Genomic DNA, 26,352 nt, shown 5'->3' on the forward strand with positions numbered 1-26,352 from the left:
TCCCGGCCGCGTAACAGGGAACCGTCCCGGGTGTAACACGGCCGACGCACGCTGAACGGTATGCAGAAGACCGCCACGCCCACGCACTGCCCCTACTGCGCCCTGCAGTGCGGGATGAACCTCACGCCCGCCCCGGACGGGACCGTCGAGGTCGGCGAGCGCGCGGACTTCCCGGTGAACCGGGGCGCACTGTGCGGCAAGGGGCGCACGGCCGCCTCGGTGCTCGCCCCGAACGTGCGTCTGACCTCCCCGTTGGTGCGCGACGAGGGCGGCACGCTGGTGCCCGCCTCCTGGGACGAGGCGCTGGAGAGGATCGCCGCGGGGCTGGGCCGCACGCGGGCGGAGCACGGTCCGGACGCGGTCGGGGTGTTCGGCGGGGGCGGGCTGACGAACGAGAAGGCGTACACGCTCGGCAAGTTCGCGCGGGTCGTGCTCGGCACCTCCCAGATCGACTACAACGGGCGTTTTTGCATGTCGTCGGCGGCGGCCGCCGGCATCAAGGCGTTCGGCCTCGACCGCGGGCTGCCGTTCCCGCTGGAGGACATCCCGAAGTCCGGCTGCGTGATCCTCGTCGGGTCGAACCTCGCGGAGACCATGCCGCCCTCACTGCGGTTCTTCACCGAGCTGAAGGAGAACGGCGGCACGCTGATCGTCATCGACCCGCGCCGCACGAAGACCGCCGAGCAGGCCGACCTGCACCTGGCACCCCGGCCCGGCACGGACCTGGCCCTCGCCCTGGGCCTGCTGCACCTCGTGATCGCCGAGGGCCGGGTGGACGAGGAGTACGTCAAGGACCGCACGTCCGGCTGGGAGGACGCCCGGGCCGCCGCGATGGCGCACTGGCCGGAGTACGTGGAGCGGATCACGGGGGTGTCCGTTCCCCAGCTCCGCGAGGTCGTGCGGCTGTTCTGCGAGCCGGAGTCGGCGATGGTGCTCACCGCCCGGGGACCCGAGCAGCAGTCCAAGGGCACCGACACGGTGGGCGCGTGGATCAACCTGTGCCTGGCGACCGGCCGGGCGGGCCGCCCGCGCTCCGGGTACGGCTGCCTGACCGGCCAGGGCAACGGGCAGGGCGGACGCGAACACGGCCAGAAGGCCGACCAGTTGCCGGGCTACCGCAAGCTCGACGACCCGGCGGCCCGGGCGCATGTCGCCGAGGTGTGGGGCGTCGACCCGGACAGCCTGCCCGGGCCGGGGCGCAGCGCGTACGAGCTGCTGGACGCGCTGGGCACCGACATCAGGTCGCTGCTGCTGATGGCGTCCAACCCGGTGGTGTCGGCGCCGCGTGCCGCGCACATCGAGGAGCGCATCAGGTCGCTGGACTTCCTGGCGGTGTGCGACGTGGTGCTGTCGGAGACGGCGGAGCTCGCGGACGTGGTCCTGCCGGTCACCCAGTGGGCCGAGGAGACGGGCACGACGACGAACCTGGAGGGCAGGGTGCTGCTGCGGCGCCGGGCGATCACCCCGCCCGACGGCATCCGCAGCGACCTGGAGGTGCTGCACGAACTGGCCGCCCGCCTGGGCGTGGAGAAGGGTTTCCCGACCGACCCGGAGGAGGTCTTCGAGGAACTGCGCCGGGCGTCCGCGGGCGGGGCGGCGGACTACTCGGGGATCACCTACCGGAGGCTGGCGGAGGAGAACGGGGTGTTCTGGCCCTGTCCGGCGTCGGTGGAGCCGGCCGGCGACCCGGCCGGGGAGGCACATGCCGCGCACCCGGGCACACCCCGCCTGTTCCTGGACCGTTTCGCCACCCCCGACGGCCGGGCCCGGTTCGTCCCCGTCTCGCACCGGGCGACCGCCGAGGAACCGGACGACGAGTACCCCGTGCTGCTGACCACCGGACGGGTCGTGGCGCAATACCAGTCCGGGGCGCAGACCCGGCGGGTGGCGGAGCTGAACGCCGCCGCGCCCGGGCCGTTCGTGGAGCTGCACCCGCGGCTGGCGGCCCGGCTCGGAGCGGCCGAGGGCGACCCCGTGGCCGTCGTGTCGCGGCGGGGCCGGGCCGTGGCGCCCGCGCGGATCACGCACGCCATCCGGCCCGACACCGTCTTCATGCCCTTCCACTGGCCGGGCGAGGGACGCGCCAACACCCTCACCAACCCCGCGCTCGACCCGACCTCCCGGATGCCGGAGTTCAAGACGTGCGCGGTGCGGCTGGAGGCCGTCGACACCCCGTAGAGGGTCAGCTCACCGCGACGGCCTTCCAGGCCGCGGCGACCGCCTTCTGCTCGGTGCTGTCGGCGCCGTAGAGGTCCTTGGCCGCGCTCAGGGTCGCCGTGCGGGCGTCCGCGTAGGTGGTCGAGGACGTCATGTAGACCGTCAGTGCGCGGTACCAGATCTTGCCCAGGGCGGCCCGGCCGATGCCGTCGACCGTGGAGCCGTCGCAGGTCGGGGAGTTGTGGGCGACACCGTTCAGGGTCTTGGCGCCGCTGCCCTCCGCGAGCAGGTAGGCGAAGTGGTTGCCGACGCCCGAGGAGTAGTGCACGTCGAGGTCGCCGAGCTTCGCGTCCCAGCAGTCGGCCGACTTGCCGTCCTTGGACGGCTTGTCCATGTAGCGCAGGGCCTCGCGGCCGAGTCCGGAGCGGACGACCTTCTCACCGATGAGCCAGTCGCCGCGGTCCTCGGCGTTGGCCGCGTGGAACTCCACCAGCGTGCCGAAGATGTCCGACGTGGCCTCGTTCAGGCCGCCGGACTCGCCCGAGTACCTCAGCGCCGCCGTCTTGGACGTCACGCCGTGGGACATCTCGTGCCCGGCGACGTCCAGCGACACCAGCGGCCCCATGAGCTTGCCGTCGCCGTCGCCGTACGTCATGCAGAAGCAGTTGTCGTCCCAGAAGGCGTTGTTGTAGTCCTTGCCGTAGTGGACGCGGTTGAAGGAACCCTTGCCGTCGCCCGCGATGCCGGCGCGGCCGTGGACCTTCTTGTAGTAGTCCCAGGTGACGTCCGTGCCGTACTGGGCGTCCACCGCGACCGTGGAGCGGTCGGAGGTCGCGCCCGTCCCCCACTGGTTATCGGCGTCCGTGAAGAGCGTCGCGGGGGCGCGGGTCAGACAGACGGTCAGCAGGCACTGGTCCGTCTTGTTCCCGGCGTCGCCGGTGTAGGTGCCGCCGCGCGTGGCGTCCTTCAGCTGGTACGACGAGCCGGAGGCGGTCGTCTCCAGCGGTACCGTGCCGCCGTAGAGGGACGCGCCGTCGCCCGACGCCGACTCCATCGAGTCCCAGGCGTCGATCCGGTCGCCGGTCGTCGCGTCGGTCAGCACCGTGCGCCCGACCGGGTTGCCGAGGTCGTCGTGCGCCACGGCGTCCGTCTGCCAGGCCAGCTTCGGAGCGCCGTGCAGGGCGTCGACGACCAGCCGGGGCTTGGCGGTGAGCTTCTTCAGGGTCTCGCCGAGGTGGGCCGCGCGCAGCAGGTTCGCCGCGAGGTCGGCGGCCTTGGGGGCGGACACCTTCGGGGTGACGCTCGTCAGGGAGAGCGCGGACCTCGTCGCGCGGGTCGTGCCGCGGTAGGTGCCGTCCGGGTTCATGTGGAGCACGAAGTCGCCGCCGAGCACCGGGAGCCGGTGGTAGGTGCGGTCGTAGCGCACGTGCCGGGTGCCGTCCTGGTCGACGACGACGTCCCGGACCTTCGTCTCCTGGTCCGGGGTGAGGCCCAGGGCTCCGGCCCGGTCCGCGAGCACCGCCTCCGCGTCCTCGATCGCGCCCGGCCTGGTCGGCCGGTCGGCCGCGCCGGCGACCGGGGAGAGAACGGCGGCCAGCAGGGCGGTGGTGCCGGTGACGGCCACACCGGCGAGGGCGAGACGGGAACCGCGGACATGACGTATCCGACTCATCGGTCTCCTCATACGGGCGCACCCGGTCGCGTGGGGTCGACCGGGGGCGGCGTTGATGTTGACCGCGAGTAAATTCGGCGCGGACCTGGCATGTCCATAGCCCCGCTGTGGAGGTGTGTGAGGGTGCAGAATCGTTCCTGTGACCCTGCCTTTCTTCGTCTACGGCACCCTCCGTCCGGGGGAGGTCAACCACGGCCTCTTCCTGCGCGGCCGCACCCGCTGCGAGGAGCCGGGCCGGCTCGCGGACGCGGTGCTCTACGAGGGGCCGGGCTACCCGTACGCGGTCGAGGAGCCGGGCGGCGGCACGGTGAGCGGGGAACTGGTCACCGCGCTGCCCGCGGCGTACCCGGGCCTGCTCGCGGAGCTGGACCGGCTGGAGGAGTACGTGCCCGGGGATCCGCGCAGTCTGTACGAGCGCGTCGAGCGGAAGGTTCTGCGGGAGGCCGACGGGGCGGCCGTCCGGGCCTGGGTGTACGTGGCCGCGCCCGCCGTCGCCGCGCGGCTGCGCACCCGGGGACGGGCGATCGCGGGCGGGGACTGGCGGGCGCGGGTGTGAGAGGCGAGGTGTGAGGAGTGTGCCGGAGCGGGCTCAGCCCCCGTACGGCCACCTCCCCCGGGCCTCCCGCAACGCCCGCCCCCACCACACCAGTTGCTCCAGCATGGTCTTGGCCGCCGCGTCCGGGCCGGACGGGTCGCGCAGAACGCCGCGGTCGTCGAAGGCGGCGCCGGCGTTGTGGAAGGAGACGGTGTCGCGGACCGTCACGGCGTGCAGCTCCGCGAAGACCTGACGCAGATGCTCCACGGCGCGCAGCCCGCCGGACATGCCGCCGTAGGAGACGAGGCCGACGGGCTTGGCCTGCCATTCGGTGAAGTGCCAGTCCACGAGGTTCTTCAGGCCCGCCGGGAAGGAGTGGTTGTACTCGGGCGTGAGGACCACGAAGGCGTCCGCGCGGGTTAGCTTCGGGGTGACGCCGGACAGCGCGGCGGTCGCCTCCGGGGTCGGTTCGAGGGACATGGGCAGCGCGGCCTCGGCGACGTCCACGACCTCGGCGACCAGGTCCTCCCGGTCCCGGATGCGGGCCAGGAGCCAGTCGGCGACGACGGGGCCGAAGCGGCCGTGGCGGTTGCTGCCCACGACCAGGGTCAGACGGAGCGGGTCGGTCGCGGCAGCGGCCGCGTCAGTGGTGGTGGGATTCATGCGCCCCAGCCTCGTACCTCAACCATCCTTGAGGTCAAGCGCCGGCGCGTACACCCGGGTCACCCGTTCACACGCGCACCCCGGTCATTTCCGCACCCCGTCCGCCGAACGCCCGTGACCTGGCGAAACAGCCACGCGAAGCGGCCGGTTCAGCGCCCCCTGACACCCATTCAGCCCAATTCTGACGCTCCCTCAGCAAGCGCGGTCGTCCCCCTGCCCGTTACCTCGAAGGGCAGGCGCACGACCGAACCGCTCGAGGGAGCACCGATGCGACGTACCGCCCGGCCGCTGACCGCCACCGCGCTCGCCGTCGCCACCGCGGCCCTCGCCTCCGCCCCCGCCCACGGCGCGTCCGCCGGCGGTCTGGAGGTGTCCCCGGCGTCGGTCGTGCCCGGGGGGCAGGTCACGGTGCGCACGGCGGCCTGCGGCAAGGGCGGCTCGGCGACGGGTGACGCCGGCGCCGTCGGGGCGGGTTCCCTCGGCCTGGTGCCGGACGCGCACGGGCAGGCCGCGACCGGGCGGTTCAGGGTGCCGCCGAGCGCGCAGCCGGGCACGTACGAGATCACCGCGACCTGCGGCGGCAGCGGCCGGCGGATCACCGGGGACGTGGTGGTCACGCTGACGCCGGTGCGCGGGCAGGTGCATCCCCGGGGGAGTGTGAAGACGGGGGTCGGCGGCGCCCTGGGCCCCGATCCCGTGCAGACCGCGGCCGGTGTGGCGGCTCTCGCCGTCGCCGCCGCGGGCGGTACCTGGCTCCTGCATCGCCGGGCGAGAGGCGACGGGATCTGACGGACACCCTCCGCTGTCCGTCGCCGGTACCGCATGTCCCCTCCCCCTCCGGGTCCGACGCCCCTCGCGGCCCGGAGGGGGGTACGGGGCCGGAGCTCGAAAGGGGTGGGTATGCGCGGGGTCCCCGGGTTCGGCGGCGGCGTCCGCAGTCCCGCCGGCGCGGCCATGGCGGCCGTCACGGTGTTCGCCCTGTGCTCCGGGGTGTGGCTGCTGCGCGACGCCGCCGGGACACAGGCCCCGCCGCAGCCGTCCGCCGCGCAGGCCCGGGCCGGGCTGGCAGGCCTGGCCGGTGAGCGGCCGGCCGTGCCCGCGCTGCCGCCCTCGCCGCCCGACCGGATCCGCGTCCCCGCGATCGGGGTCGACGCGCCGCTGACCGGACTCGGCCTCACGTCGACCGGCAGCCTCGACGTGCCGCCCGCAGCCGACGAGAACCTCGCCGGCTGGTACGAGGCCGGCACCACCCCCGGTGAGCGGGGCACGGCGATCGTCGCCGGACACGTCGACAACGCCGACGGCCCTGCCGTCTTCTACGACCTCGGCGCCCTGGCCAGGGGCAGCACGATCGAGGTGGACCGGCGGGACGGCGGCGTCGCGGTGTTCACCGTGGACGCCGTCGAGGTGTACGCCGCGCGAAACTTCCCCGACGAGAAGGTCTACGGCGCCGCCCGCCGCCCCGAACTGCGGGTCATCACCTGCGGCGGCACCTGGTCACGCGGCACCGGGTACCAGGGGAACGTCGTCGTCTTCGCACACCTGACCGGCAGCCGGTGACCCTCCCAGGACGTTGGCCCTCCCCCAGTCCCCCAGCGGTTCCAGTGCCTCGTTCAGGGACACGCCCCGGGCCGTCAGCGAGTACTCCACCCGCGGCGGCACCTCGTCGTACGCCTCGCGGTGCACCAGCCCGTCGGCCTCCATCTCCCGCAGGTGCGAGGCGAGCACCTTCTCGGTGACGCCGGGCAGTTCGCGGCGCAGCTGCCCGAAGCGGCACGGCCGCTCGTTCAGCGCCCAGAGGATCAGCACCTTCCACTTGCCGCCGATCACATCCATCGCCGCGTCGATCCCGCAGATGTACGCACCCGGCCGCCGTCCCGTCGTCCCCATGCCCGGTCTCCTCCCCCTTCGCCGCCTGGACTCTTCCCCCGGGGTAACCACCCACTTCGAAGTACGTACTTGAGCAGGCACGTTCCCTACGACGAGCCTAACCGCCATGACCGACACCGCAGTTGCTTCCCGTACTCCTCTCACTCTTCTCGGCACCGGCGCCATGGGCACCGCCCTCGCCAGGGCCTGGCTGGCCGCCGGGCACGAGGTGACCGTCTGGAACCGCACCGCCGCCCGTGCGGAGGCCCTCGCCGCCGAGGGCGCCACCGTCGCCCGGAGCGCCGCCGAGGCCGTGGCCGCCAACCGCCTGGTGATCGTCTGTCTGCTGGACGACGCCTCTGTGGGTGAGGCCCTCGACGACACCGACCTCACCGGGCGGGACCTGGTGAACCTGACGACCGGCACCCCGGGGGACGGCCGGACGCGCGCCGCCTGGGCCGAGGCACGCGGCGCCCGGTTCCTGGACGCCGGGATCATGGCCGTCCCGCCGATGATCGGTGCCCCGGGCTCCGGCGGCTACGTCCTCTACAGCGGCTCCCCCGAGCTGTTCGAGGAGCACCGCGACACCCTCGCCGTCCCGGCCGGCACCCGCTACGTCGGAGCCGACCCGGGCTTCGCCGCGCTGTACGACGTGGCGCTGCTGAGCGCGATGAGCGGCATGTTCGCGGGCATCGCCCACGCCTTCGCGCTGATCCGCCCGGAGGACATCGCGCCGAAGGAGTTCGCACCGCTGCTCGTGGACTGGCTGACCGCGATGGCCCCGGCCGCGCACCAGAGCGCCGAGCGGCTTCAGAGCGGCGACTACACCGGGGGCGTCGTCTCCAACCTCGCGATGCAGGTGGCGGGCAACGCCACCCTGCTGCGCACGGCCGGGGAACAGCGGGTCGGCCCGGAGCTGCTGACGCCGTACATGGAGCTCATGGAGCGCAGGCTCGCGCAGGGGCACGGGGAGGAGGACGGGACGGGGATCGTCGAGTTGCTGGACCTGCGAGCCCGCTAGGCGACCCACTGCTCGTGCGCCAGGTTCCCCACCAGGGCGAAGACGACCGTCAGCAGCACGATGCGGACGAAGCCGCTGCCCTGCTTCAGGGCGGTGTGCGCGCCGAGGGTGCCGCCCGCGAGGTTGAAGAGGGCCATCAGGGCGGCCAGCTGCCACAGGACGGCGCCCTGCCAGGCGAAGGTGGCCAGGGCGCCCGCGATGGGGGTCCCCCCTGGTCGAGCGAAGCCGAGAGCTTGGGGGAGCAGCAGTTGACGATCTTCGCGGTGGCGGAGGCCGTGACGAGGTCGAGGTGGAGGATCGCGGTGAGCGCGAGGACCAGGAACGTGCCGGTGCCGGGGCCGATCAGACCGTCGTAGAAGCCGATGCCGAGGCCCGCGAGGCCGATCGCGGCGAGGATGCGGCGGCGGCCGGCCGGACCGGTCGCGGGGGCCGTGCCGAAGGCGGGCCGCAGGATCACGAAGGCGGCGACCCCGAGCAGCACGACCATGATCACCGGCTTGAGGACGTCGGTGCTCATCCCCGCCGCGAAGAAGGCTCCGGCGGAGGACCCGGCGAGGGCGGCCAGTCCGATGCGGACGGCGGTACGGACGTCCACCGGGGCCTTGCGGGCATAGGTCACGGCCGCGCCCGTGGTGCCGACGATGGCGACGGCCTTGTTGGTGCCCAGGGCGTGCGCGGCGGGTGTGTGCGCGGGCAGTCCGAGCAGCAGCACCGGCAGCAGCAGGAGGCCGCCCCCGCCGACCACGGCGTCGATCCACCCGGCGGCGAGGGCCGCGAGGCAGAGCAGGACGATCACGGTCAGCGATATGTCGGGCATGATCGCGAGCCTATGCGAGGGCCGTGCGACGCCGGCGCGACGGCCCTCACAGTCGGCCGTCGTCGCAGTTCAGGAACCCTCACACCCACCGGCGCCGCCCGCTGAGGGCAGCGTTCCCCGCGGGAAACAGAGGTGATGCTGCCGGGTAACACCGGCACCGCACGCTCGAGTGCATGACCTCGAATGAGCGTGTGGTGGTGATCGGCACCGGCCTCGCGGGCGTACGGCTCGCCCGGCGGCTCGGTGAGCTCGGCACGCCCGCGCTGCTGATCGGCGAGGAGGAGCACCGGCCCTACAACCGGGTCCTGCTCGCCGAGGTGCTGGCCGGACGGTACAGCCCCGAGGTGATCGCCCTGCCGGCGCCGGCGCGGATCGTCCGCGGCCGGGTCGTCGGCGTCGACCGCGCGCGGCGGACCGTCGCCTGCGCGGACGGGCCGGTGATCGCATACGACCGGCTCGTTCTCGCGACCGGTTCCAACCCCGTACTGCCGCCGCTGCGGGGGCTGTTCACCGAGAACCACGAACTGCCCGAGGGTGTGCACGCCTTCCGGACCATGGACGACTGCCTGGGGCTGTCGAAAGCGGTCCGGCCGGGCGCGCGGGCCGTCGTCGTCGGCGGCGGTCTCCTCGGCGTGTCGGCGGCCCGGGCCCTCGCCCTGCGCGGCGCCCAGGTCGTCCTCGCCCAGCAGTCCGAGCGGCTGATGGAGCGCCAGCTCGACCCGGCCGCCTCGAAGCTCGTCAAGCGGCACCTGACCGACCTGGGCGTCGAGGTGCACACCGAGTGCCGCGTGCGCGACGTGCGCTGCGTCGGCGGCGCGGTCCGCTCGGTGGAGATGGCCGACGGATACGCGCTCGACGCGGACCTGGTGGTCGTCGCCTGCGGTGTCCACCCCCGGGTCGGCCTCGCGCAGGCCGCCGGACTCGACGTCCGCAAGGGCGTCGTCGTCGACGACGAGCTGCGCACCTCCGACCCGTACATCCACGCCATCGGCGACTGCGCCCAGCACGCCGACGTGCTCTACGGGCTCGCCACTCCCGCGCTGGAACAGGCCGACGCCCTGGCCGAGTTGCTGGCCGGGGACCCGAACGCCCGGTACACCGGAACGCGCTCGCTGACCCGGCTCACCCTCACGGGGCACGACAGCCCCTTCGACCTCGCCGCGTTCGGCGAGACCGAGGCCCTTCCCGGCGACGACGTCGTGCAGCTCACCGACGCCACCCGGGGCACCTACCGCAAGGTCGTCGTCCGCGACGACCGCCTGGTCGGCGGGGTCCTCGTCGGCGAACTCGGCACCGTCGGCGCGCTGGCCCGTGCCTGGGAGGGAGCAGAGCCGCTCCCCTCCGACGGCGGCCCCCTGCTCCACCTGCTCACCAACGATGGAGGCTCCTGATGACGGCCACCCCGGGGACGACCCCCACGATCGTGCTCGTCGGCCACGGCATGGTCGGCCAGCGCTTCCTCGAAGCGCTCGCCGAGCGCGGCCTGACCGCCACGCACCGCGTGGTCGTACTCTGCGAGGAGCCGCGTCCGGCCTACGACCGCGTCGCCCTCACCTCGTACTTCTCGGGGAAGACGCCCGAGGACCTCTCCATGACCGACATGGAGTTCATCACCACGCACGGCATCGAGCTGTACGTCGGCGACCCGGCCGAGACCGTCGACCGTGAGGCGAAGAAGGTCACCGCCCGCTCGGGCCAGGTCTTCGACTACGACACCCTCGTCCTCGCCACCGGCTCCTTCCCCTTCGTCCCGCCGGTCCCGAACAAGGACGCCGAGGGCTGTTTCGTCTACCGCACGATCGAGGACCTGCTCGCGATCGAGGAGTACGCCAAGTCGAAGGCGACGGTCGGCGCGGTGGTCGGCGGCGGCCTGCTCGGGCTGGAGGCGGCCGGCGCGCTGAAGGGCCTCGGCCTCACCTCCCACATCGTGGAGTTCGCGCCCCGGCTGATGCCCGTCCAGGTGGACGACGGCGGCGGCGCCGCGCTGCTGCGCACCATCGAGGAGATGGGCCTGACCGTCCACACGGGCGTGGGTACGCAGGAGATCCTGGTCGACGCCGAGGGCGCCGTCACGGGCATGAAGCTCTCCGACGGCTCCGAACTGGCCACCGACATGGTGGTCTTCTCCGCCGGTGTGCGCCCCCGCGACCAGCTGGCCCGCGACTGCGGACTGACGGTCGGCGAGCGCGGCGGCATCACGGTCGACGAGCAGTGCCGTACGGTCGCCGACCCGCACGTCTTCGCCATCGGCGAGTGCGCGCTGGCCTCCGACGGCCGGGTGTACGGCCTGGTGGCCCCGGGTTACGAGCAGGCCGAGACGGCGGCGGCCACGATCGCCTCGGACGAGGCGTCCTTCACCGGCGCCGACCTGTCCACCAAGCTGAAGCTGCTCGGCGTGGACGTGGCGTCCTTCGGTGACGCGCACGGCACCGCCGAGGACTGCCTGGACGTCGTCTACTCCGACTCCCGCGCGGGCCTGTACAAGAAGCTCGTCATCGGCCGCGACGGCACGCTGCTCGGCGGCATCCTGGTCGGCGACGCGGAGGCCTACGGCACGCTGAAGGCGTTCACCGGTTCGGTCCCGCCGGTCTCGCCCGAGTCGCTCGTGCTCCCTGCCGGTGCCGGGGAGTCCGTGCAGCTCGGCCCGTCGGCTCTGCCGGACGACGCGATCGTCTGCTCCTGCCACAACGTCTCCAAGGGCACGATCCGCGGCGCGGTCACCGACCACCAGTGCACGACCGTGCCCGAGGTGAAGAAGTGCACCAAGGCGGGCACCGGCTGCGGCTCCTGCGTGAAGGTCCTCGGCCAGCTCGTCAACGCCGAGCTGGAGGCGAGCGGCGTCGAGGTGGACAAGGGCCTGTGCGGCTGCTTCGCGCAGACCCGTGAGGAGCTCTACGAGATCGTCCTCGCCCTGCGCATCAACAGCTACCAGGACCTGCTGGACCGGCACGGCCGCGAGGAGGCCCGGGGCGGTGACGGCTGCGAGGTGTGCAAGCCGGCCGTCGGTTCGATCATCGCCTCCCTCGCCCCGACGATCGGCGCGAGCGGCTACGTCCTGGACGGCGAGCAGGCGGCCCTGCAGGACACCAACGACCACTTCCTGGCCAACCTGCAGAAGAACGGCTCGTACTCGGTCGTGCCGCGCATCCCCGGCGGCGAGATCGCCCCGGAGAAGCTGATCGTGATCGGCGAGATCGCCCGCGACTTCGGCCTCTACACGAAGATCACCGGTGGCCAGCGGATCGACATGTTCGGCGCCCGCGTCGAGCAACTGCCGCTGATCTGGGCCCGGCTGGTGGACGCCGGCTTCGAGTCCGGCCACGCCTACGGCAAGTCGCTGCGCACGGTGAAGTCCTGTGTCGGCCAGACCTGGTGCCGCTACGGCGTGCAGGACTCCGTGAAGATGGCGATCGACCTGGAGCTGCGCTACCGGGGGCTCCGCTCGCCGCACAAGCTCAAGTCGGCGGTCTCGGGCTGCCAGCGCGAGTGCGCGGAGGCCCAGTCGAAGGACTTCGGCGTGATCGCCACCGCCAACGGCTGGAACCTGTACGTCGGCGGCAACGGCGGCGCCACGCCCCGCCACGCGGACCTGCTCGCGCAGGACCTGTCGGACGCCGAACTGGTCCGGCTGATCGACCGGTTCCTGATGTTCTACATCCGTACGGCCGACCGCCTGGAGCGCACGTCGACCTGGCTGGAGCGGATCCCCGGCGGCCTCGACCACGTGCGGGACGTCGTCGTCCACGACTCGCTCGGCATCTGCGACGAGCTGGAGCAGCTGATGCGGGCGCATGTCGCGCACTACCGCGACGAGTGGGCCGAGACCATCAACGACCCCGAGAAGCTCGCCCGGTTCGTGTCCTTCGTGAACGCGCCGGACACCCCGGACCCCGTCGTCGCCTTCGTGCCCGAGCGCGACCAGATGAAGCCCGACCTGCCGCTGCTGTCCATCGGCATGCGACCCGCCGCCGACGTACTGGAAGGAAGCGCCCAGCGATGACCCTGGCTCCCGAGACCACCGACCTCACGATCGAGATCGCCCTGGACGACGACTGGTTCACGGTCTGCGACCTGCGGGCGCTGCTCCCGGGCCGCGGGGTGGCCGCACTGCTGCCGGACGGCCGGCAGGCCGCGGTCTTCCGCGACCGCTCCGGTGAGCTGTTCGCCATCGACAACCGCGACCCCTTCACCGGCGCGGCCGTCCTCTCCCGGGGCCTCACCGGCACCCACCAGGGCCGCCCCTTCGTCGCCTCGCCCCTGCTGAAGCAGCGCTTCGACCTGACGTCCGGCCAGTGCCTGGACGACGACACGGTCCGGGTGACGGCCTACAAGGTGCGGATCTCGTAGAACCTTTCTTGACCGAGCATTCTCGATAGTCCTAGGCTGCGGTACGTGGCCAGGACCAAGGAGTTCGATCCGGACGCCGCGCTCCAGGCAGCTCTCGAGCTGTTCTGGCGGCGCGGCTACGAGGCGACGTCGATGTCCGACCTCGTCGCCCACCTCGGCGTGGGGCGCGCCAGCATCTACGCGACCTTCGGCAGCAAGCACGAGCTGTACCTGAAGGCGCTGGACCGCTACCAGCAGTCCTGTGACCCGAAGCTGCTGGGCGAGCTGTCGCTGCCGGGGCCGGCGCTGCCCGCCGTACGCGCGGTGGTGCGCCGCTTCGCCGCCGAGTCCACGGCCGACGACCGCCGGCTGACCGGCTGCTTCGTCGTCAACACGGCCACCGAACTGGCCCCGCACGACAGCGCCGCGTGCCGCCGCGTGGAGCACAGCTGGGACCAGCTGGAGACCTTGCTGCGGTCGGCCCTGGTGCGCGCGCAGGCCCAGGGCGAACTGGGAGAGGACCGCGATCCGCGCACCCTCGCCCGCATGCTGCTGGTCCTGATGCAGGGACTGCGGGTCGTCGGCAAGGCGTCGGCGGACCCGGGCCGGGTGCGGGACGCCGCGGAACAGGCCCTGGCCCTGCTCGACTGACACGGGCACCCCGGAGGGGTGCCCCTTTTCATGGCCAAATACTGAACCGATCAGTCAAGAAACCCATCGGGAGAGTTCATGACGAACCGTTTCACCGGCAGGACCGCCCTCGTCACCGGCGCGGGCTCCGGCATCGGGCGGGCCACCGCCCTGGCGTTCGCGGCGGAGGGCGCGCACGTCGTCGTCGCGGGACGGCGCCCGGAGCCGCTGGACGAGACCGTGACGCTGATCGAGGAGGCGGGCGGCAAGGCCCTCGCCGTCACCGCCGACGTCACCCGGGCTGCCGACCTGCGGGATCTGGTCGATGCCGCCGTGGAGCACTTCGGCTCGCTCGACGTCGCGGTGAACAACGCGGGAGTCCTGGAGGCCGGAGGGCAGCCCACCGCGGACGTCCCCGAGGACGCCTGGCGCCGGATGCTCGACATCAACGTCACCGGCGTCCTGCTCGCCCTCCAGGCCGAGGTGCGCCGGATGCGCACCCAGCCGGCCGGCGGCGCCATCGTCAACATCGCCTCCCAGATCGGCTTCCACGGCCGCATCCCCGGCCTGACCGCCTACGGCGCCACCAAGGCGGCCGTGTCCGTCCTCACGCGCGGCGCCGCCCTGGACCACATCGCCGACGGCGTCCGCATCAACGCCGTCTCGCCCGGCGCCAGCGCCACCCCCATGTCCTTCGAGCCGGGCGAGACGGAGGCCGGCCGCGCGGAGCGCATGCGGAGCGCGGTACCGGTCGGCCGGGTCTCGGCGGTCGAGGAGATCGCGGCCGCCGTGCTGTACCTGGCCTCGGACGACGCGGCCTCGGTCGTGGGCACCGACCTGGTGGTGGACGGCGGTTCCACGGCCTGAGCCGGTTCAGCGCGGTGGCCCTGCCGTCGTGGACGAGTGCCGGGGAGCCGGGGAGCGGGGGGCGTCGGCGGCGCGTTCGCAGTGGGGCCAGTCGCCGAAGTCGTGGTCCCGGCTCCACAGTTTCCGGGCCGCCTGGATGTTCCACTCCGGGTCCAGGGCCTCGCGCGGCGTGCCGCCCAGCTCGCGCAGGCGGGCGTCGGAGATCTGGAACAGGCCCCAGTTCCGGGTGCCGTTGGTGTTGGGCAGGATGTGCAGCGGGTCGAGGAAGGACTGGCAGTCGGCGATGGCCACCGCCTTGTCGGGCACCTCGGGGAACACTTCACGGACCCGTTCGCGCACCTTTTCCGGGGGCCAGACGCTCATCCGCACGTCAGAGGTGTAGAGCGCCTTCTTGGTGGGTTCCGCGACGACTCCGTTGGGCTGCAGTCCGGCGAGCACCTGGAACGCCGTGACCCGGCGCAGGGTCTGCGGCCCGAAGTCCCCGTCCACGCCGATGTCCGCGCCCTTGGCGTGCAGCAGACGCTGCACCTCCCGCACGCACTCGTCGTGCTCGCCCATCGCGATCACCGGCGGGCAGCCGGCCGAGAACAACGGCCGGTCCTCGCCGGTGTCGCGTCCGCCGCCGGAGGGGGACCGGCCGTTCGTCAGGACCCAGGCGGAGACGCTGACGGCGGCGACGATCACGGCGGCGACGACGGAGGTGCGCAGCCGGCGGCGGCGTGACCGTCCGGCGGGCCCCGGGCCCGGCCCGGTGTCCGGCTGACCGGCCCGGCCGGGGGCCGGGGGCGGGACGTCGGCCCGGTGGAGAGCGGGGTCCGGGGTGTCGGGTTGGTCCGGGGCCGGGGCTTCGGGCCGGTCGGGGGCCGAGGGCGGGGCGTCGGGCAGGTCGGGGGCCGATGCCGAGGCGTCCGCGACGGCCCGCGCCGCGTCCGCCAGGGCCCACAGGCGGTGCAGGGTGCGCAGTTCGTCCGGGGTCGCGCCGCACACCGTGGCCAGTCGGTGGACGCTTCCGTAGTCCTGCGGCACCGAGGTGCCCCGGCAGTACCGGTGCAACGACGAACCGGACAGCCCCGACTTCCTTGCGAGGGCCTCGTAACTCAGCCCGGACCGGCTCTTGAGCGAACGCAGCAGCGCGGCGAACCGCTCCGTTTCAGGGCATGCGGACAATGCCTCTCCCCCCTCGGAATCCCCGACGGACGCTGGTCGGGCGTCTCGTGCCGACACTGTGCCACCAAAGGCGTCCCATGGCCGTCCCAACGGTTCCGGAACGCGCCAGGCAGGCCGTGGGACGCCGTCCCGGCATCCCAGCCGGCCCCGTCGTCCTTGCCCGGCCCGGTCCCGCCTTGCCAGCGTCGGGCCGTCCGCAGCACCGTCCCCCGACTCCGAGGAGACCAGGCTCATGCGCCTTTCCGCACTCCGGCACACCCGTAGGAACCCGCTGCTCGCGGTTCTCGCCGTCAGCGCCGCGGCCGTCACCGCCCTGGCCGTGCCGAACTCCGCGTCGGCGGCCCCGGCCGCGCCCGCCGCAGTGGACTGCGCGTCCGGCCACGTCTGTTTCTGGACCGGCGCCAACTTCACCGGCAGCAAGTGCTCGTGGGACGTGGCCGACCCCGACTGGCAGAGCGGTTCCATCCGCTGCTCCTGGGCCGCCACGACCAATGTGAAGTCCGTGTGGAACGCCGGCACCAGCAGCTCCAGCGGTGTCGCGTACTACCGGGGCGCCGACTACTCCGACCGCGTCGGCTGCACCCGCCAGCAGCACGGCGGCAACCTGGCCGGTACGTACAAGGTCCGCTCCCACCGGTGGATCTCGGGCAGCTGCGGCTGAACCGGCCCCACGCACCAACGCGGTGGCGTGCACGCCCACTCGGGTGTGCACGCCACCGCGGCATGTCGCGCGGCGGCTGCGTCAGCCCACGAAGGGCGAGCGCGCCTGCTCCTCCGGCAGGGGCCGGGTGTCGAGATAGAACCACTCGGCGTCGGCGGTGGGCCAGGGCGACGGCTCGGCCGCCCCCTCCTGCACGCTGGTCCACGGCGCCGGTTCGACCCCCTCCTCCTGCACGCTGGTCCACGGCGCCGGTTCGGCCCGCTCCTCCTGCACGCTGGTCCACGGCGCCGGTTCGGCCCCCTCCTCCTGCACGCTGGGGACCGGGCGCCTGGGCAGCGGCGCCGTCGCCGGAGCCTCGAAGACGGGCGTCTCGGAACCGGCCCGCTTCGCCTCCCCCGGCATCAGCAGCTCCACCCGCAGACCGAGCCCCCGCTGCTGGGCGGTGAACTCCTCGACCTGGTTGCGGCAGGCGTGGTCCAGGTGGGTCACACCGGTCAGGTCGAGACGAATCCGAGGCTTCCCGGCCGCGGCAGCCGCCTCCAGCGCGTCGATCACCTTCGGCAACCGCAGGAACGTGGCGTTGCCCGCCATGACGACCTTCGCCGTGTCCTGCTCCACATGCTGGCGGACCACCGTCTGCGACATGCGCAGCGCGGCCAGCACGATCCCCGCGGCGAGACCGAACAGCACGCCCTCCAGCAGCGCCGTCGCCACGATGACCAGCGTGGTCAGCGTCATCACGGCGAACTCGCCCCGGTCCTGCCGCCACATCTTCGGGAACTCGGCGGGCCCGAACAGTTTCCAGCCGCTGTGCACCAGGACGCCGGACAGCACGGAGATCGGGATCAGCGCGAGCACCTGCGGCAGCAGCAGGGCGAACGCGAGCAGCCACAGTCCGTGCAGGGTGCGGGAGAGCCGGGTCTTGGCTCCGGCCTGGACGTTGGCCGAACTGCGCGCCACCACCGCGGTGACGGGGAGCGCGCCGAGGATTCCCGCGACGGTGTTGCCGGCGCCCTGCGCGATCAGCTCGGTGTTGTAGCGGGTGCGCGGACCGCTGTGCATCCGGTCCACGGCGGCGGCGGTGAACAGGCTCTCCGCGGACGCGATCACCGTGAAGGTGAGGATGGCGGTGATGATCGTGCCGTCGGCGAGTCCCGCGAACTGCTCGGCGCCCGGCACCTGCACCGAGTCGAGGAGGTTGCCGACCTGGAGCGTCTTCACGTCCACGCCGGGCAGCGCGGCGACGACCATGCCGATGCCCACCGCGACCAGGGCGGCGGGTACCTTCCCGGCCGGCCCCGGCACCTTCTTCCACACGAAGCTGAGCACGATCGTGGCGACACCGAGCAGGGTGGCGATCATCGCCTGAGGGTTCGTCAGGATGCCGGCCAGCAGCCCCGGGATCCCGGCCATGTTCTCGATCGGTGTGCCGGGGGCCTTGGTGTCGGCCATCGGGTAGGCCTGGCTGAACATCAGCGGTACGCCGATGCCGGCGAGCATGCCCTGGACGACGGCGACGGAGATGGCCTGGAACATCCGGCCGAGGCGCACCAGTCCCAGGACGATCTGGAGGATGCCGGCGAACAGCACGATCACGCCGAGCATGGCCACGCCGACCTCGGCGACGGTCTCCGCGACCAGCGCGGCGAGCCCCGCGGCCGGGCCGCTGACCTGGAGCGTGCTGCCCTTGACCGCGCCCACGACCAGGCCGCCGATCACCCCGGAGATGATCCCGAGTTCGGCGGGCACGCCGGAGGCGACGGCGACACCGATGCACAACGGCAGGGCGACGAGGAAGACGACGAGGGAGGCGGTGATGTCGGTGACGAGGTCCCCCTTCGCCCGCCCCCTGCCGCCACCGCCCTTGCCGCCACTCACCAGACCACGGATCAGCCCACCGAGCGCAGCGACGCCCGCGGCGCCCGGCCCGCCGGGGGTCTTCGGGCGCCCCACGGCATCCGGGCGGCCCGGACGACCTCCGCCCGCCCCGCGGCCCGAGTGTCCCCCCGGCCCGCTCCCGGACGGGTCGCCCGTCCAGCTCGCGTCCCCCACCGGGCCCCCACCCGGCCGGGCCACCGCCTCCCCCACCGGGCCTGCGTCCGGCCAACCCCGCGATTCACCGGCCGGACCCCCATCCGGCCAGCCCCCGGCGTCCCCCGTCGGACCCACGTCCGACCAGCCCCCCACGCCCCCGGCCAGGCCCCCCGTGTCCCCTACGGAACCGGTCCCCCACGCGGCATCACCCCCCGGCGGCCCGCCCCCCTGCCGGCCGCCGTCGCCGCCCGGCGACCCCCCGAACCGTCCGCCGCCGGGGCCTCCCCATGTCCGCCCCCGCGCATGCGCCCCGCTCACGCGGCGTGCACCCGGAAGTCGCCGTCGTCGCCGAGTTCGTACACGAACCCGGTGTCGACCTCGTAGTACCAGCCGTGCAGCCGCAGCCGCCCCGAGTCGAGGCGCTGTCGCACCGCGGGGTAGGTCCGCAGTGCCGCCAGCTGGTTGACGACATTGCCCTGGGCGACCTCCGGCAGGGAGGGGTCGTCCGGCGCGCTCTGCAGTACGGAGGTCAGTTCGGGGCGGGCGATGCGCAGCCAGGCGTCCACGCCGGGCAGTGCCGACAGGTCGTCGCCGGACTTCAGCGCACCCATCGCACCGCAATGTGAGTGACCGCACACCACGATGTCCTGAACCCCGAGCACCTCCAGTGCGTACTCGATGGTGGCCGCCTCGCCACTGGCCCCGGGCCGTCCGCAGGGCGGCACGATATTACCCGCGTTCCGAAGCTCGAATATGTCCCCGGGCCGTGCGCCCGTGATCAGCGCGGGGATGACCCGCGAGTCCGAGCAGGTGATGAACAATGCCTCCGGATATTGCCCTTCAGCCAGTTTCCTGAATTCGCCGCTGTCGAAATCGGCACGCGTCCTGAACGCACGGGCACGGTCCAGCAAAGCTTTCAACGCACACTCCTGAACTGGTAGTTCATCCGATGCGCCCCACCGTAGACCGCCGACCTACAGAGGAAGGTTAAGCAAAGTACAGAGCTCGGACAGCAATTGAACATTCTTTGCCCTCATTCCCAGATGGAGTGTCCTCTTGTAGCGTGTGAACTCCGCGGCAGAGAATGCGAATTGATGCTGCCCGGATTCATGCCGGTTTCACGGAGAGACAGGACGTATGGGCCTACGAGTGCTGCTCATCGAAGACGACGAGACGATCGCCGAGCCGCTCACCGAAGGGCTCGGCCACTTCGGGCTGACGGTCGACCACGTCGCCACCGGGACGGACGGCCTGAGAGGCCCGTACAACGACGTCGTCCTGCTCGACCTGGGGCTGCCGGACATGGACGGCATCGACGTCTGCCGCGGCATCCGGCAGGTCTCGGACGTCCCCATCGTCATCCTCAGCGCACGCGGCGAGGAGGCCGACCGTGTCCTGGGTCTGGAGCTGGGCGCCGACGACTACCTGGCAAAACCTTTCAGCGTGCGCGAACTGGTCGCCCGGGTCCGTGCGGTGACCCGCCGCACGCAACGCACCCACCAGGGGTTCCCTGAGGCCACCGGCCTTGCTCCGGGCACGCGGGGCACCCCCGAGCCGCCGCCGTACGAGCCGGGCCCGGCGCCCGCCCACGAGCCGGCCCCGGCGCTGTCCTACGAACCCCACGCGACCCCGTCGCACGATCCCGCCCCCGACCCGCCGCACGACCCGGGCCCGCTCGTCGTGGACCGCCGTACCCGCCAGGTCTGGGTCGGTGACGCCCCCGTCCTGCTCACGCCCAAGGAGTTCGACCTGCTGGCGCTGCTCAGCGAGGACCCGGGCGCGGTCTACTCACGGCAGCAGATCCTCGACCGCGTCTGGGACCCGCACTACGACGGCCCGACCAAGACGCTGGACGTCCATGTGGCCGCGCTGCGCCGCAAGCTGGGGCACCCGGCGTGGATCAGGACGCTGCGGGGTGTCGGCTTCCGGCTGTCGGTGCACACGGGGCCGACCGCGCAGGTGGCCTCTCCGTGACCCGCCGGCTGCTGCTCAGCTACCTCAGCCTCGCCGCGCTGGTGCTGCTCTGCCTGGAGATCCCGCTGGGCTTCGTCTACTCACGCGGTGAGCGGGAGCGGGTCGTCAACGCGGCGAAGGACGAGGCCGAGTCGGTCTCGGCGTACGCCGCGCTGTCCCTGGCGGCGGGGCGGGCCGAGCGGGACCTGCCCACACGGGTGGCGCACTGCGCGGAGCGCATCGGCGGGAAGGTGGTGATCGTCGACGCCTCGGGCGCGCCGCTCGCCACCTCACACCCGGTGGACGCCGGGGCCACCGGCGACCTGGCCGCGCGGCCGGGCATCGCGGCCGCGCTGCGGGGCACGTCGACGGTGGACGTCCGTACCTCCACGATCGGCGGGGTCGAGTATCTCTCCGTGGCCGCGCCGGTCGGCCGGGAGGCGCGGCCGGCGGGGGCGGTGTGGCTGACGGTGCCCACCCGGACGGTGCACGAGCGCGTCCACCATGTGTGGTTGCTGCTGGTGCTGGGCGGACTGGCCGTGCTGACGGCGGTCGCCGTGGTCGGCTTCGCCTTCGCCCGCTGGGCGGGCCGCCCGATCCGCGAACTGGAGCAGGCCACGCACGACTTGGCCGACGGCGGCCGGTTCGCGCCGGTGACGATCACGAAGGGCCCGCCGGAAGTCCGCAGCCTGGCCGCGGCGTTCAACCACACCGCCGCCCGGTTCGCCCATCTGCTGGCGTCCCAGCGGGCGTTCGCCGGCGAGGCCTCGCACCAGCTGAAGACGCCCCTGGCGGCGCTGCGGCTGCGCCTGGAGAACCTGGAGCCGCACATCGCCGCCCGGGGCCGGGGCAGCCTCACCGCCGCCGTCACGGAGACGGACCGGCTGGCCCGGATGGTCGAGCACCTGCTCGCCATGGCCCGGCTGGAGGAGCACGCCGTCATTCCCGCCACGGTCGACCTGGGCACGGTCTGCGCGGAGCGGCACCGGACGTGGCAGCCCCTGTTCGCCCGGGAGGGCGTCTCCCTCGTGCTCTTCGCGGGGAGCGTGGGACCGGTGCTCGCGGTGCCGGGGGCCGTCGAACAGATCATGGACAACCTGCTGTCCAACGCCCTGCGGGCGTCCCCGGCGGGCAGCACCGTCACGATCGAGCTGCGGCTGCAGGCCCCGCAGCGGCGGGCGTTGCGCGACAGCAGGCCCCGCTGGGTCGACCTGCACGTCACCGACGAGGGCCCGGGCATGACGGAGGAGCAGCGGACCCGCGCCTTCGACCGTTTCTGGCGCGCCCCGGGCGCCCCCAAGGGCGGTACGGGCCTGGGCCTCGCCCTGGTGCAGCGCCTCGCCCATGCCAGCGGCGGCGAGGCGGTCCTGCGCGCGGCGGCGACCGGCGGCCTGGACGTGGTGATCCGGCTGCCGTCCGCACGACCGCAGGGCGAGACCGGTCCCGGTCCGGGCGGCGACCGTCCGAGAAGGCCGAAGAAGGAGGCACCGGCACTGCCGGCGTAGGCGTAGGCGTAAGCAGATCGGATCTTGCCCAGAGCAGGAACGATGCGACGGTGACCACTGCTTCGCAGGAAGGGCCGCCGATCGACCATGCGCGGCCTTCCGACCCGCCTTCCGTACGGCCTGGATCGGCATGATCAGTGCCCACTGCTCGTCGGGCCGGTCAGCCCTGTGAGGTTCGTGCTCGATCGCCCGAGGGGCGGCGCGGTGGTCAGCGCAGCGACGGGGGGTGGTGTGGCGACGGCGGGTCGGGGTCGATGGCACGCAGGATTCGGGTGCCGATGTGGGTGAGCTGTTTGACCTGTGCCTTGGTCAACGGATCGAACACCAGTCGGCGCACTTCCGCGACGTGGCCCGGAGCTGCGCTGACGATCTTCTCGTACCCTTCGTCGGTCAGGGTAGCCAGCGTGTAGCGGCCGTCGTCCGGATCGGGGCGCCGGTGCACGTATCCCTTGCGTTCGAGACGGGTCACGACCTGGGAGAGGCGCGACAGAGAGCCTTCGACAAACGCGGCGAGCGCGCTCATGCGCAGTTCCCGCTCCGGGGTCTCCGACAATACCGCCATCACGCCGTACTCGAAGTGTGTCAGCCCTTCGTGGCGCAGGTGCGTGTCGAGTGCCAGTTCCAGATGTCGCATGATGCCCACCAGGGCGAGCCAGGCCCGGCGCTCCTCCTCATCGAGCCAGCGGGGTGCCTCGTCAGCAGGGGTGTTCGTCATGGCCTCCAATGTACCGACGATTAACGCTTGAAGTGTTTCTGACCTCACCTTTACTTGAAGCTTTAAGTTGTACCTGCTACGTTTCAGTTAAAGGTTGAAGTGACTGCCCCGGATGGCGGAGCGGCATCGCATCCTGCAGGAGCCCCCATGAAGCTGCTCGTACGCGGTGCCACCAGCCACCGGAGCGTCGTCGTCGGCCAAGCCCTGATCGCGGGCCACGCCGTGCGCGCCCTCGGGCGCTCACCCGGTTCGTGGAGATGTCCTCATTCGCCGCGCTGCGCGTAGGCGACCTCGACCGCACCCCCGCCCCTCGCCAAAGCGCCGCGCAAGTCGGCCACGCCGCGCTTGGGGGGCACCGTCACCCAAGGGGGCGTCGCCGCCTGGACGGTACCTACCGTCGCCGACTCGACCGCCGGCCACCCTTCGGTCGTCCCCGCGGGCTGACCCGGCACCTCCCCACCCGTCAAACAATCGGAGAAAACACCATGAGCCACCAGCTCGCCGCCCGTCCGGCCCGCCCCAGTGCGCTTGTCGTCACCGGCGGTCTGATCGGCACCGCGGCCGTCGCCATCGCCCTCAACGCCGTCGTCGCCGTGATAGCTCACGCCGCCGGCGCGTCGCACGATTTCCAACCGCTCCAGGTGACCGCCTACGCGCCGCTCACTCTCTTCGGTGTCCTGATCGCCGCTGCCGCCTGGGCGGTCATCCGCGCCCGGTCGACCCGCCCCGCCCGCCTGCTGCGCACCCTGGTGCCCGTCGTCGTGATCCTCAGCCTGATCCCGGACATCCAGGTCGGCCTCTCCGGAAGCCAGGCAGGCACCAGTTGGGGTGCCGTAGCCGCCCTGATGGTGATGCACGTCGTCGTGGCCGCAGTCGCCGTCCCGGCCTTCCGGCGAGCCCTTCCACTTCCCGCAGACCAGGGCTGAGTGCGGCCGGCGTTGCCGACAGGAGCTGACCGATTCGCCGTCGGGGTGCGTCTTGCCGCACCCCGGCGCAGCGGTGTGCAGTGACCGCAGGCTCAGCCCTCAGCCGGCCGGCCAGTCGATGTCGCCGGCCGCGTCTGCACGGGCCTGGATCTGCTGCAGGGCCCGGGTGAACACGCCGTCCAGGGCATACCGGCGGAAGCGGGTGCAGACGGTCCGCCATGGGCCGCAGCGTTCCGGCAGTCACGCCGGCAGATCCCGGTCCGGATCTTGTGAACCATCCCGTTCCAGTGCAGGCAGCACGCCAGGCGCGGCAGCACGGGTGGCGCACGCACGCCGCCCCACGGTCACGAGTTGTCCATGCTCCGTCAATCCGGCTCCCTTAGCGTCCTTCCCGCCTCCCCCCACGCACGACCCTGCCGTCGACCGGCGGCGGGGCGGTACGGCACCTCTTGGAGTGAGAGTGGAACGTCGTAACCTCCTGCGTGCGGCCGTCCTCGGCGGCACGTCGGCCGCTCTGGGCGGAACGCTGTGGCGCGGCGCCGCCTACGCGGCCCCGGCCCAGCCCGGCACCGGCCCCTACGGCCCGCTGGGCTCCCCGGACGCCAACGGCATCAGGCTCCCCGCCGGCTTCACGAGCCGGGTGATCGCCCGGTCGGGCCAGCGGGTCGGGAGCACGTCGTACACCTGGCACAACGCCCCGGACGGCGGCGCCTGTTACGCCGACGGCACGGGGTGGATCTACGTCTCCAACTCCGAGATCAACCCCTCGGGCGGCGCGAGCGCGGTGAGATTCTCGTCGGCCGGGGCGATCACGGGCGCGTACCGCATCCTGTCGAACACCCGGCAGAACTGCGCGGGCGGCAAGACGCCGTGGAACACGTGGCTGTCCTGCGAGGAGGTGTCCCTCGGCTACGTCTACGAGACCGACCCGTGGGGCACGAACGCGGCGGTGCAGCGCGCGGCGATGGGCCGCTTCAAGCACGAGGCGGCGGCCGCCGACCCGGTGCGCAAGGTGGTCTACCTGACCGAGGACGAGACGGACGGCCGGTTCTACCGCTTCGTCCCGGCCACCTGGGGCAACCTGTCGTCCGGGAAGCTTCAGGTGATGGTCGCGGGCAGCGGCACGAGCGGCTCCTTCACCTGGGCCGATGTCCCCGACCCCGACGGTTCCCCCACGGCCACCCGCTCCCAGGTCTCCGGTTCGAAGTCCTTCAACGGCGGCGAGGGCTGCCACTACGCGAACGACACCGTCTGGTTCACGACCAAGGGCGACAACCGCGTCTGGCAGCTCAATCTGCAGAACAACACGTACGAGCTGGCCTACGACGACTCCCTCGTCAACGGCACGGCCCCCCTCACCGGCGTCGACAACATCACCGGCGCCTCCTCCGGTGACCTCTTCGTGGCAGAGGACGGCGGCACCATGGAGATCTGCGTCATCACCCCGGACGATATCGTCGCCTCGTTCCTGCGCGTCGACGGCCAGTCCGCCTCGGAGATCACCGGCCCGGCCTTCTCCCCTGACGGCACCCGCCTGTACTTCTCCAGTCAGCGCGGCACCAGCGGCAGTTCCTCGGGCGGCATCACGTACGAGGTGACGGGCCCGTTCCGCTCATAGCCACACGCCCCGACTTCACGTGACCATCACAAATTGGTCACCCCTCCCTCACGCCCGGCCGTCCGGTCCTACGGTCATCCCCTCACGAACGAGCCCTGGGGGGATGACCATGACCAACCCGTACACCGACCCGCACCACCACCCCTACCCCGCGCCGCCCGTGCCGCAGCCCGGCAGGCCGGCGCCCCGCTGGGCCCGTAAGCGCTACGTGCTGCCCGCCCTCGGTCTGGCCCTGTTGCTCGGTATCGGGATGGGAGCCGGCGGCGAGGAGAACCCCGGCGACACCGAACGCGCGGCCGCCGAGCCCCGGCCGACCGTCACGGTCACCACCACGGCCACCACCACCGCGACGCCACTCGCGAAGGAGCCGGACCCCGCTCCCACCGTCACCGCGACCAAGACCGTCAAGGTCACCACCACGGTCACGGCACAGCCGGCGGCGGGCGGCGGGGGAGATGACGGCGGCTCAGGAGACGGCGCGGACGTGTACTACGCCAACTGCAGCGAGGTCCGTGCCGCCGGCGCCGCCCCCATCCGCCGGGGTGAACCCGGCTACGCCTCCCACCTGGACCGGGACAACGACGGCGTCGCGTGCGACACCTGACCACGGTATGCCGGTGACCATCGGCGGTTCCGGCCGTTCCACCGGTTGGGCAGTTCGCAGCGGGCTGTCCAGCCGACGGAAGGAACACCACCGTGGACACGACCGTGCCCGTCCCGAACGCGCCGGGTGTGCTGCCCCGAGCGGAGTGGGTCAAGACACTGCCGCAGACCATCGTCGCGTCCTGCGTCCTGCTCCTCGACGCCGAGGACCGGATCCTGCTGCTGCGCTACGCCGCGGGCCTGCCCGCCGCGGGGCTCTGGGGGCTGCCGGGCGGCATGCTCGACCACGGTGAGGATCCCGTCGGGGCCGCGCGCCGGGAGCTGCACGAGGAGACCGGGATCGCCCTGGCGGAGGACCTGCGCTTCCTCGGGTACGACCACCGGGCCGATGTGCTGGAGACGGGGCCGGTGATCGACTTCTACTTCCACGGTGGCCGGCTCCCGGCCGGGCAGCCCGTCCGGCGCAGCTCGGAGCACGACCAGCACGGCTTCTTCGCCCTCGCCGACCTGGAGTCCACCCCGCTGGCGACCGGCCTGCCCACCCTCACCGCGCTGCTGGACGCGGCCCGCACGGGCAGCGTCGTGTGCCTGCGGGAGGGGCTCGCCGGTTAAG

At 72.6% G+C, this 26,352-nt stretch carries 24 protein-coding genes and 1 pseudogene; 17 read left to right on the forward strand and 8 right to left on the reverse strand.

Translation table 11 applies throughout. The features are described from left to right. The first annotated feature begins 60 nt into the window (after window positions 1-60). Complete coding sequence (locus AB0F04_RS04295) at window positions 61-2,178, forward strand: molybdopterin oxidoreductase family protein (RefSeq protein ID WP_362037631.1); 2,118 nt, start codon at window positions 61-63, stop codon at window positions 2,176-2,178. Window positions 2,179-2,182: 4 nt separating this feature from the next. Here AB0F04_RS04295 and AB0F04_RS04300 read toward each other — a convergent pair whose 3' ends face one another. After that, the gene (locus tag AB0F04_RS04300) at window positions 2,183-3,829 is read right to left on the reverse strand and encodes a M4 family metallopeptidase (protein ID WP_362037633.1); all 1,647 of its coding nucleotides are present in this window, start codon (window positions 3,827-3,829) and stop codon (window positions 2,183-2,185) included. 139 nt (window positions 3,830-3,968) lie between these two features. Here AB0F04_RS04300 and AB0F04_RS04305 point away from each other — a divergent pair, with 139 nt between their 5' ends. Further along, window positions 3,969-4,385: a gamma-glutamylcyclotransferase family protein gene (locus AB0F04_RS04305; RefSeq protein WP_362037635.1), complete on the forward strand. Its 417-nt coding sequence runs from the start codon at window positions 3,969-3,971 to the stop codon at window positions 4,383-4,385. A gap of 33 nt (window positions 4,386-4,418) precedes the next feature. Here AB0F04_RS04305 and AB0F04_RS04310 read toward each other — a convergent pair whose 3' ends face one another. After that, entirely contained in the window at window positions 4,419-5,027 is a 609-nt protein-coding gene (locus AB0F04_RS04310) for an NAD(P)H-dependent oxidoreductase (protein WP_362037636.1), read from the reverse strand. 267 nt (window positions 5,028-5,294) lie between these two features. Between AB0F04_RS04310 and AB0F04_RS04315 the strand changes: the two genes are divergently transcribed. Next, window positions 5,295-5,816, forward strand: coding sequence for a hypothetical protein (locus AB0F04_RS04315; protein WP_362037638.1), 522 nt, complete (start codon window positions 5,295-5,297; stop codon window positions 5,814-5,816). Between the two features lie 111 nt (window positions 5,817-5,927). Beyond that, window positions 5,928-6,587 (forward strand): class F sortase, encoded by a 660-nt coding sequence (locus AB0F04_RS04320; RefSeq protein WP_362037639.1) that lies wholly within the window; start codon window positions 5,928-5,930, stop codon window positions 6,585-6,587. On the opposite strand, the gene AB0F04_RS04325 is transcribed toward AB0F04_RS04320, so the two are convergent. Then, complete coding sequence (locus AB0F04_RS04325; RefSeq protein ID WP_362037641.1) at window positions 6,525-6,917, reverse strand: helix-turn-helix domain-containing protein; 393 nt, start codon at window positions 6,915-6,917, stop codon at window positions 6,525-6,527. The two genes, AB0F04_RS04320 and AB0F04_RS04325, sit on opposite strands and share 63 nt — an antisense overlap. A gap of 106 nt (window positions 6,918-7,023) precedes the next feature. Between AB0F04_RS04325 and AB0F04_RS04330 the strand changes: the two genes are divergently transcribed. Beyond that, entirely contained in the window at window positions 7,024-7,917 is an 894-nt protein-coding gene (locus AB0F04_RS04330) for an NAD(P)-binding domain-containing protein (protein ID WP_362037643.1), read from the forward strand. Here AB0F04_RS04330 and AB0F04_RS04335 read toward each other — a convergent pair. Further along, window positions 7,914-8,734: pseudogene (locus AB0F04_RS04335) on the reverse strand (sulfite exporter TauE/SafE family protein). The gene AB0F04_RS04330 and the pseudogene AB0F04_RS04335 sit on opposite strands and share 4 nt — an antisense overlap. A gap of 173 nt (window positions 8,735-8,907) precedes the next feature. Between AB0F04_RS04335 and AB0F04_RS04340 the strand changes: the two are divergent. The 5 genes from AB0F04_RS04340 (at window position 8,908) to AB0F04_RS04360 (ending at window position 14,557) form a co-directional block, all read left to right on the forward strand. Beyond that, the gene (locus tag AB0F04_RS04340) at window positions 8,908-10,125 is read left to right on the forward strand and encodes an FAD-dependent oxidoreductase (protein ID WP_362037645.1); all 1,218 of its coding nucleotides are present in this window, start codon (window positions 8,908-8,910) and stop codon (window positions 10,123-10,125) included. Beyond that, a complete protein-coding gene (nirB, locus tag AB0F04_RS04345) occupies window positions 10,125-12,734 on the forward strand; it encodes a nitrite reductase large subunit NirB (RefSeq protein ID WP_362037647.1) in 2,610 nt (869 codons plus the stop codon). Before AB0F04_RS04340 ends, nirB begins: the two co-directional genes overlap by 1 nt. Continuing rightward, on the forward strand, window positions 12,731-13,081 hold the full coding sequence (nirD, locus tag AB0F04_RS04350) for a nitrite reductase small subunit NirD (protein WP_362037649.1): 351 nt from the start codon (window positions 12,731-12,733) through the stop codon (window positions 13,079-13,081). Before nirB ends, nirD begins: the two co-directional genes overlap by 4 nt. Before the next feature lie 45 nt (window positions 13,082-13,126). Continuing rightward, on the forward strand, window positions 13,127-13,711 hold the full coding sequence (locus AB0F04_RS04355) for a helix-turn-helix domain-containing protein (protein ID WP_362037651.1): 585 nt from the start codon (window positions 13,127-13,129) through the stop codon (window positions 13,709-13,711). Window positions 13,712-13,789: 78 nt separating this feature from the next. Continuing rightward, a complete protein-coding gene (locus tag AB0F04_RS04360) occupies window positions 13,790-14,557 on the forward strand; it encodes an SDR family oxidoreductase (protein ID WP_362037653.1) in 768 nt (255 codons plus the stop codon). A 6-nt stretch (window positions 14,558-14,563) separates the two neighbouring features. On the opposite strand, the gene AB0F04_RS04365 is transcribed toward AB0F04_RS04360, so the two are convergent. Then, window positions 14,564-15,724, reverse strand: coding sequence for a helix-turn-helix domain-containing protein (locus AB0F04_RS04365; RefSeq protein WP_362037655.1), 1,161 nt, complete (start codon window positions 15,722-15,724; stop codon window positions 14,564-14,566). 232 nt (window positions 15,725-15,956) lie between these two features. Between AB0F04_RS04365 and AB0F04_RS04370 the strand changes: the two genes are divergently transcribed. Continuing rightward, on the forward strand, window positions 15,957-16,385 hold the full coding sequence (locus AB0F04_RS04370; RefSeq protein WP_362037656.1) for a peptidase inhibitor family I36 protein: 429 nt from the start codon (window positions 15,957-15,959) through the stop codon (window positions 16,383-16,385). Between the two features lie 81 nt (window positions 16,386-16,466). Here AB0F04_RS04370 and AB0F04_RS04375 read toward each other — a convergent pair whose 3' ends face one another. Continuing rightward, window positions 16,467-18,278 (reverse strand): SulP family inorganic anion transporter, encoded by a 1,812-nt coding sequence (locus tag AB0F04_RS04375; RefSeq protein ID WP_362038651.1) that lies wholly within the window; start codon window positions 18,276-18,278, stop codon window positions 16,467-16,469. A gap of 455 nt (window positions 18,279-18,733) precedes the next feature. After that, the gene (locus tag AB0F04_RS04380) at window positions 18,734-19,339 is read right to left on the reverse strand and encodes a carbonic anhydrase (protein WP_362037658.1); all 606 of its coding nucleotides are present in this window, start codon (window positions 19,337-19,339) and stop codon (window positions 18,734-18,736) included. A 217-nt stretch (window positions 19,340-19,556) separates the two neighbouring features. On the opposite strand from AB0F04_RS04380, the gene AB0F04_RS04385 reads away from it, so the two are divergent. Together AB0F04_RS04385 and AB0F04_RS04390 are read left to right on the forward strand one after the other, a co-directional pair. Then, on the forward strand, window positions 19,557-20,393 hold the full coding sequence (locus AB0F04_RS04385; protein WP_362037660.1) for a response regulator transcription factor: 837 nt from the start codon (window positions 19,557-19,559) through the stop codon (window positions 20,391-20,393). Then, complete coding sequence (locus AB0F04_RS04390; protein ID WP_362037662.1) at window positions 20,390-21,877, forward strand: HAMP domain-containing sensor histidine kinase; 1,488 nt, start codon at window positions 20,390-20,392, stop codon at window positions 21,875-21,877. Before AB0F04_RS04385 ends, AB0F04_RS04390 begins: the two co-directional genes overlap by 4 nt. 208 nt (window positions 21,878-22,085) lie before the next feature. Here the strand turns inward: AB0F04_RS04390 and AB0F04_RS04395 are convergent, their stop codons facing one another. Beyond that, on the reverse strand, window positions 22,086-22,592 hold the full coding sequence (locus AB0F04_RS04395; RefSeq protein ID WP_362037664.1) for a MarR family transcriptional regulator: 507 nt from the start codon (window positions 22,590-22,592) through the stop codon (window positions 22,086-22,088). 485 nt (window positions 22,593-23,077) lie between these two features. Here AB0F04_RS04395 and AB0F04_RS04400 point away from each other — a divergent pair, with 485 nt between their 5' ends. The 4 genes from AB0F04_RS04400 (at window position 23,078) to AB0F04_RS04415 (ending at window position 26,351) form a co-directional block, all read left to right on the forward strand. Then, the gene (locus AB0F04_RS04400) at window positions 23,078-23,518 is read left to right on the forward strand and encodes a DUF6069 family protein (protein ID WP_362037667.1); all 441 of its coding nucleotides are present in this window, start codon (window positions 23,078-23,080) and stop codon (window positions 23,516-23,518) included. Between the two features lie 460 nt (window positions 23,519-23,978). Then, a complete protein-coding gene (locus tag AB0F04_RS04405) occupies window positions 23,979-25,136 on the forward strand; it encodes an alkaline phosphatase PhoX (RefSeq protein WP_362037668.1) in 1,158 nt (385 codons plus the stop codon). A 109-nt stretch (window positions 25,137-25,245) separates the two neighbouring features. Further along, window positions 25,246-25,740: an excalibur calcium-binding domain-containing protein gene (locus tag AB0F04_RS04410; protein WP_362038653.1), complete on the forward strand. Its 495-nt coding sequence runs from the start codon at window positions 25,246-25,248 to the stop codon at window positions 25,738-25,740. A gap of 92 nt (window positions 25,741-25,832) precedes the next feature. Then, window positions 25,833-26,351: an NUDIX hydrolase gene (locus AB0F04_RS04415; RefSeq protein ID WP_362037670.1), complete on the forward strand. Its 519-nt coding sequence runs from the start codon at window positions 25,833-25,835 to the stop codon at window positions 26,349-26,351. Window position 26,352: the final 1 nt, after the last annotated feature.

The organism is Streptomyces sp. NPDC029041 (assembly GCF_040637515.1).
Classification (GTDB): domain Bacteria; phylum Actinomycetota; class Actinomycetes; order Streptomycetales; family Streptomycetaceae; genus Streptomyces.

What these genes read in the sequence shown, in the direction of transcription:
- AB0F04_RS04295 (WP_362037631.1), top strand. Translation starts at nt 61, where the DNA reads ATGCAGAAGACCGCCACGCCCACGCACTGCCCCTACTGCGCCCTGCAG.
- AB0F04_RS04300 (WP_362037633.1), bottom strand. Translation starts at nt 3,829, where the DNA reads ATGAGTCGGATACGTCATGTCCGCGGTTCCCGTCTCGCCCTCGCCGGT.
- AB0F04_RS04310 (WP_362037636.1), bottom strand. Translation starts at nt 5,027, where the DNA reads ATGAATCCCACCACCACTGACGCGGCCGCTGCCGCGACCGACCCGCTC.
- AB0F04_RS04315 (WP_362037638.1), top strand. Translation starts at nt 5,295, where the DNA reads ATGCGACGTACCGCCCGGCCGCTGACCGCCACCGCGCTCGCCGTCGCC.
- AB0F04_RS04320 (WP_362037639.1), top strand. Translation starts at nt 5,928, where the DNA reads ATGCGCGGGGTCCCCGGGTTCGGCGGCGGCGTCCGCAGTCCCGCCGGC.
- AB0F04_RS04325 (WP_362037641.1), bottom strand. Translation starts at nt 6,917, where the DNA reads ATGGGGACGACGGGACGGCGGCCGGGTGCGTACATCTGCGGGATCGAC.
- AB0F04_RS04330 (WP_362037643.1), top strand. Translation starts at nt 7,024, where the DNA reads ATGACCGACACCGCAGTTGCTTCCCGTACTCCTCTCACTCTTCTCGGC.
- AB0F04_RS04340 (WP_362037645.1), top strand. Translation starts at nt 8,908, where the DNA reads ATGACCTCGAATGAGCGTGTGGTGGTGATCGGCACCGGCCTCGCGGGC.
- nirB (WP_362037647.1), top strand. Translation starts at nt 10,125, where the DNA reads ATGACGGCCACCCCGGGGACGACCCCCACGATCGTGCTCGTCGGCCAC.
- nirD (WP_362037649.1), top strand. Translation starts at nt 12,731, where the DNA reads ATGACCCTGGCTCCCGAGACCACCGACCTCACGATCGAGATCGCCCTG.
- AB0F04_RS04360 (WP_362037653.1), top strand. Translation starts at nt 13,790, where the DNA reads ATGACGAACCGTTTCACCGGCAGGACCGCCCTCGTCACCGGCGCGGGC.
- AB0F04_RS04370 (WP_362037656.1), top strand. Translation starts at nt 15,957, where the DNA reads ATGCGCCTTTCCGCACTCCGGCACACCCGTAGGAACCCGCTGCTCGCG.
- AB0F04_RS04385 (WP_362037660.1), top strand. Translation starts at nt 19,557, where the DNA reads ATGGGCCTACGAGTGCTGCTCATCGAAGACGACGAGACGATCGCCGAG.
- AB0F04_RS04395 (WP_362037664.1), bottom strand. Translation starts at nt 22,592, where the DNA reads ATGACGAACACCCCTGCTGACGAGGCACCCCGCTGGCTCGATGAGGAG.
- AB0F04_RS04400 (WP_362037667.1), top strand. Translation starts at nt 23,078, where the DNA reads ATGAGCCACCAGCTCGCCGCCCGTCCGGCCCGCCCCAGTGCGCTTGTC.
- AB0F04_RS04410 (WP_362038653.1), top strand. Translation starts at nt 25,246, where the DNA reads ATGACCAACCCGTACACCGACCCGCACCACCACCCCTACCCCGCGCCG.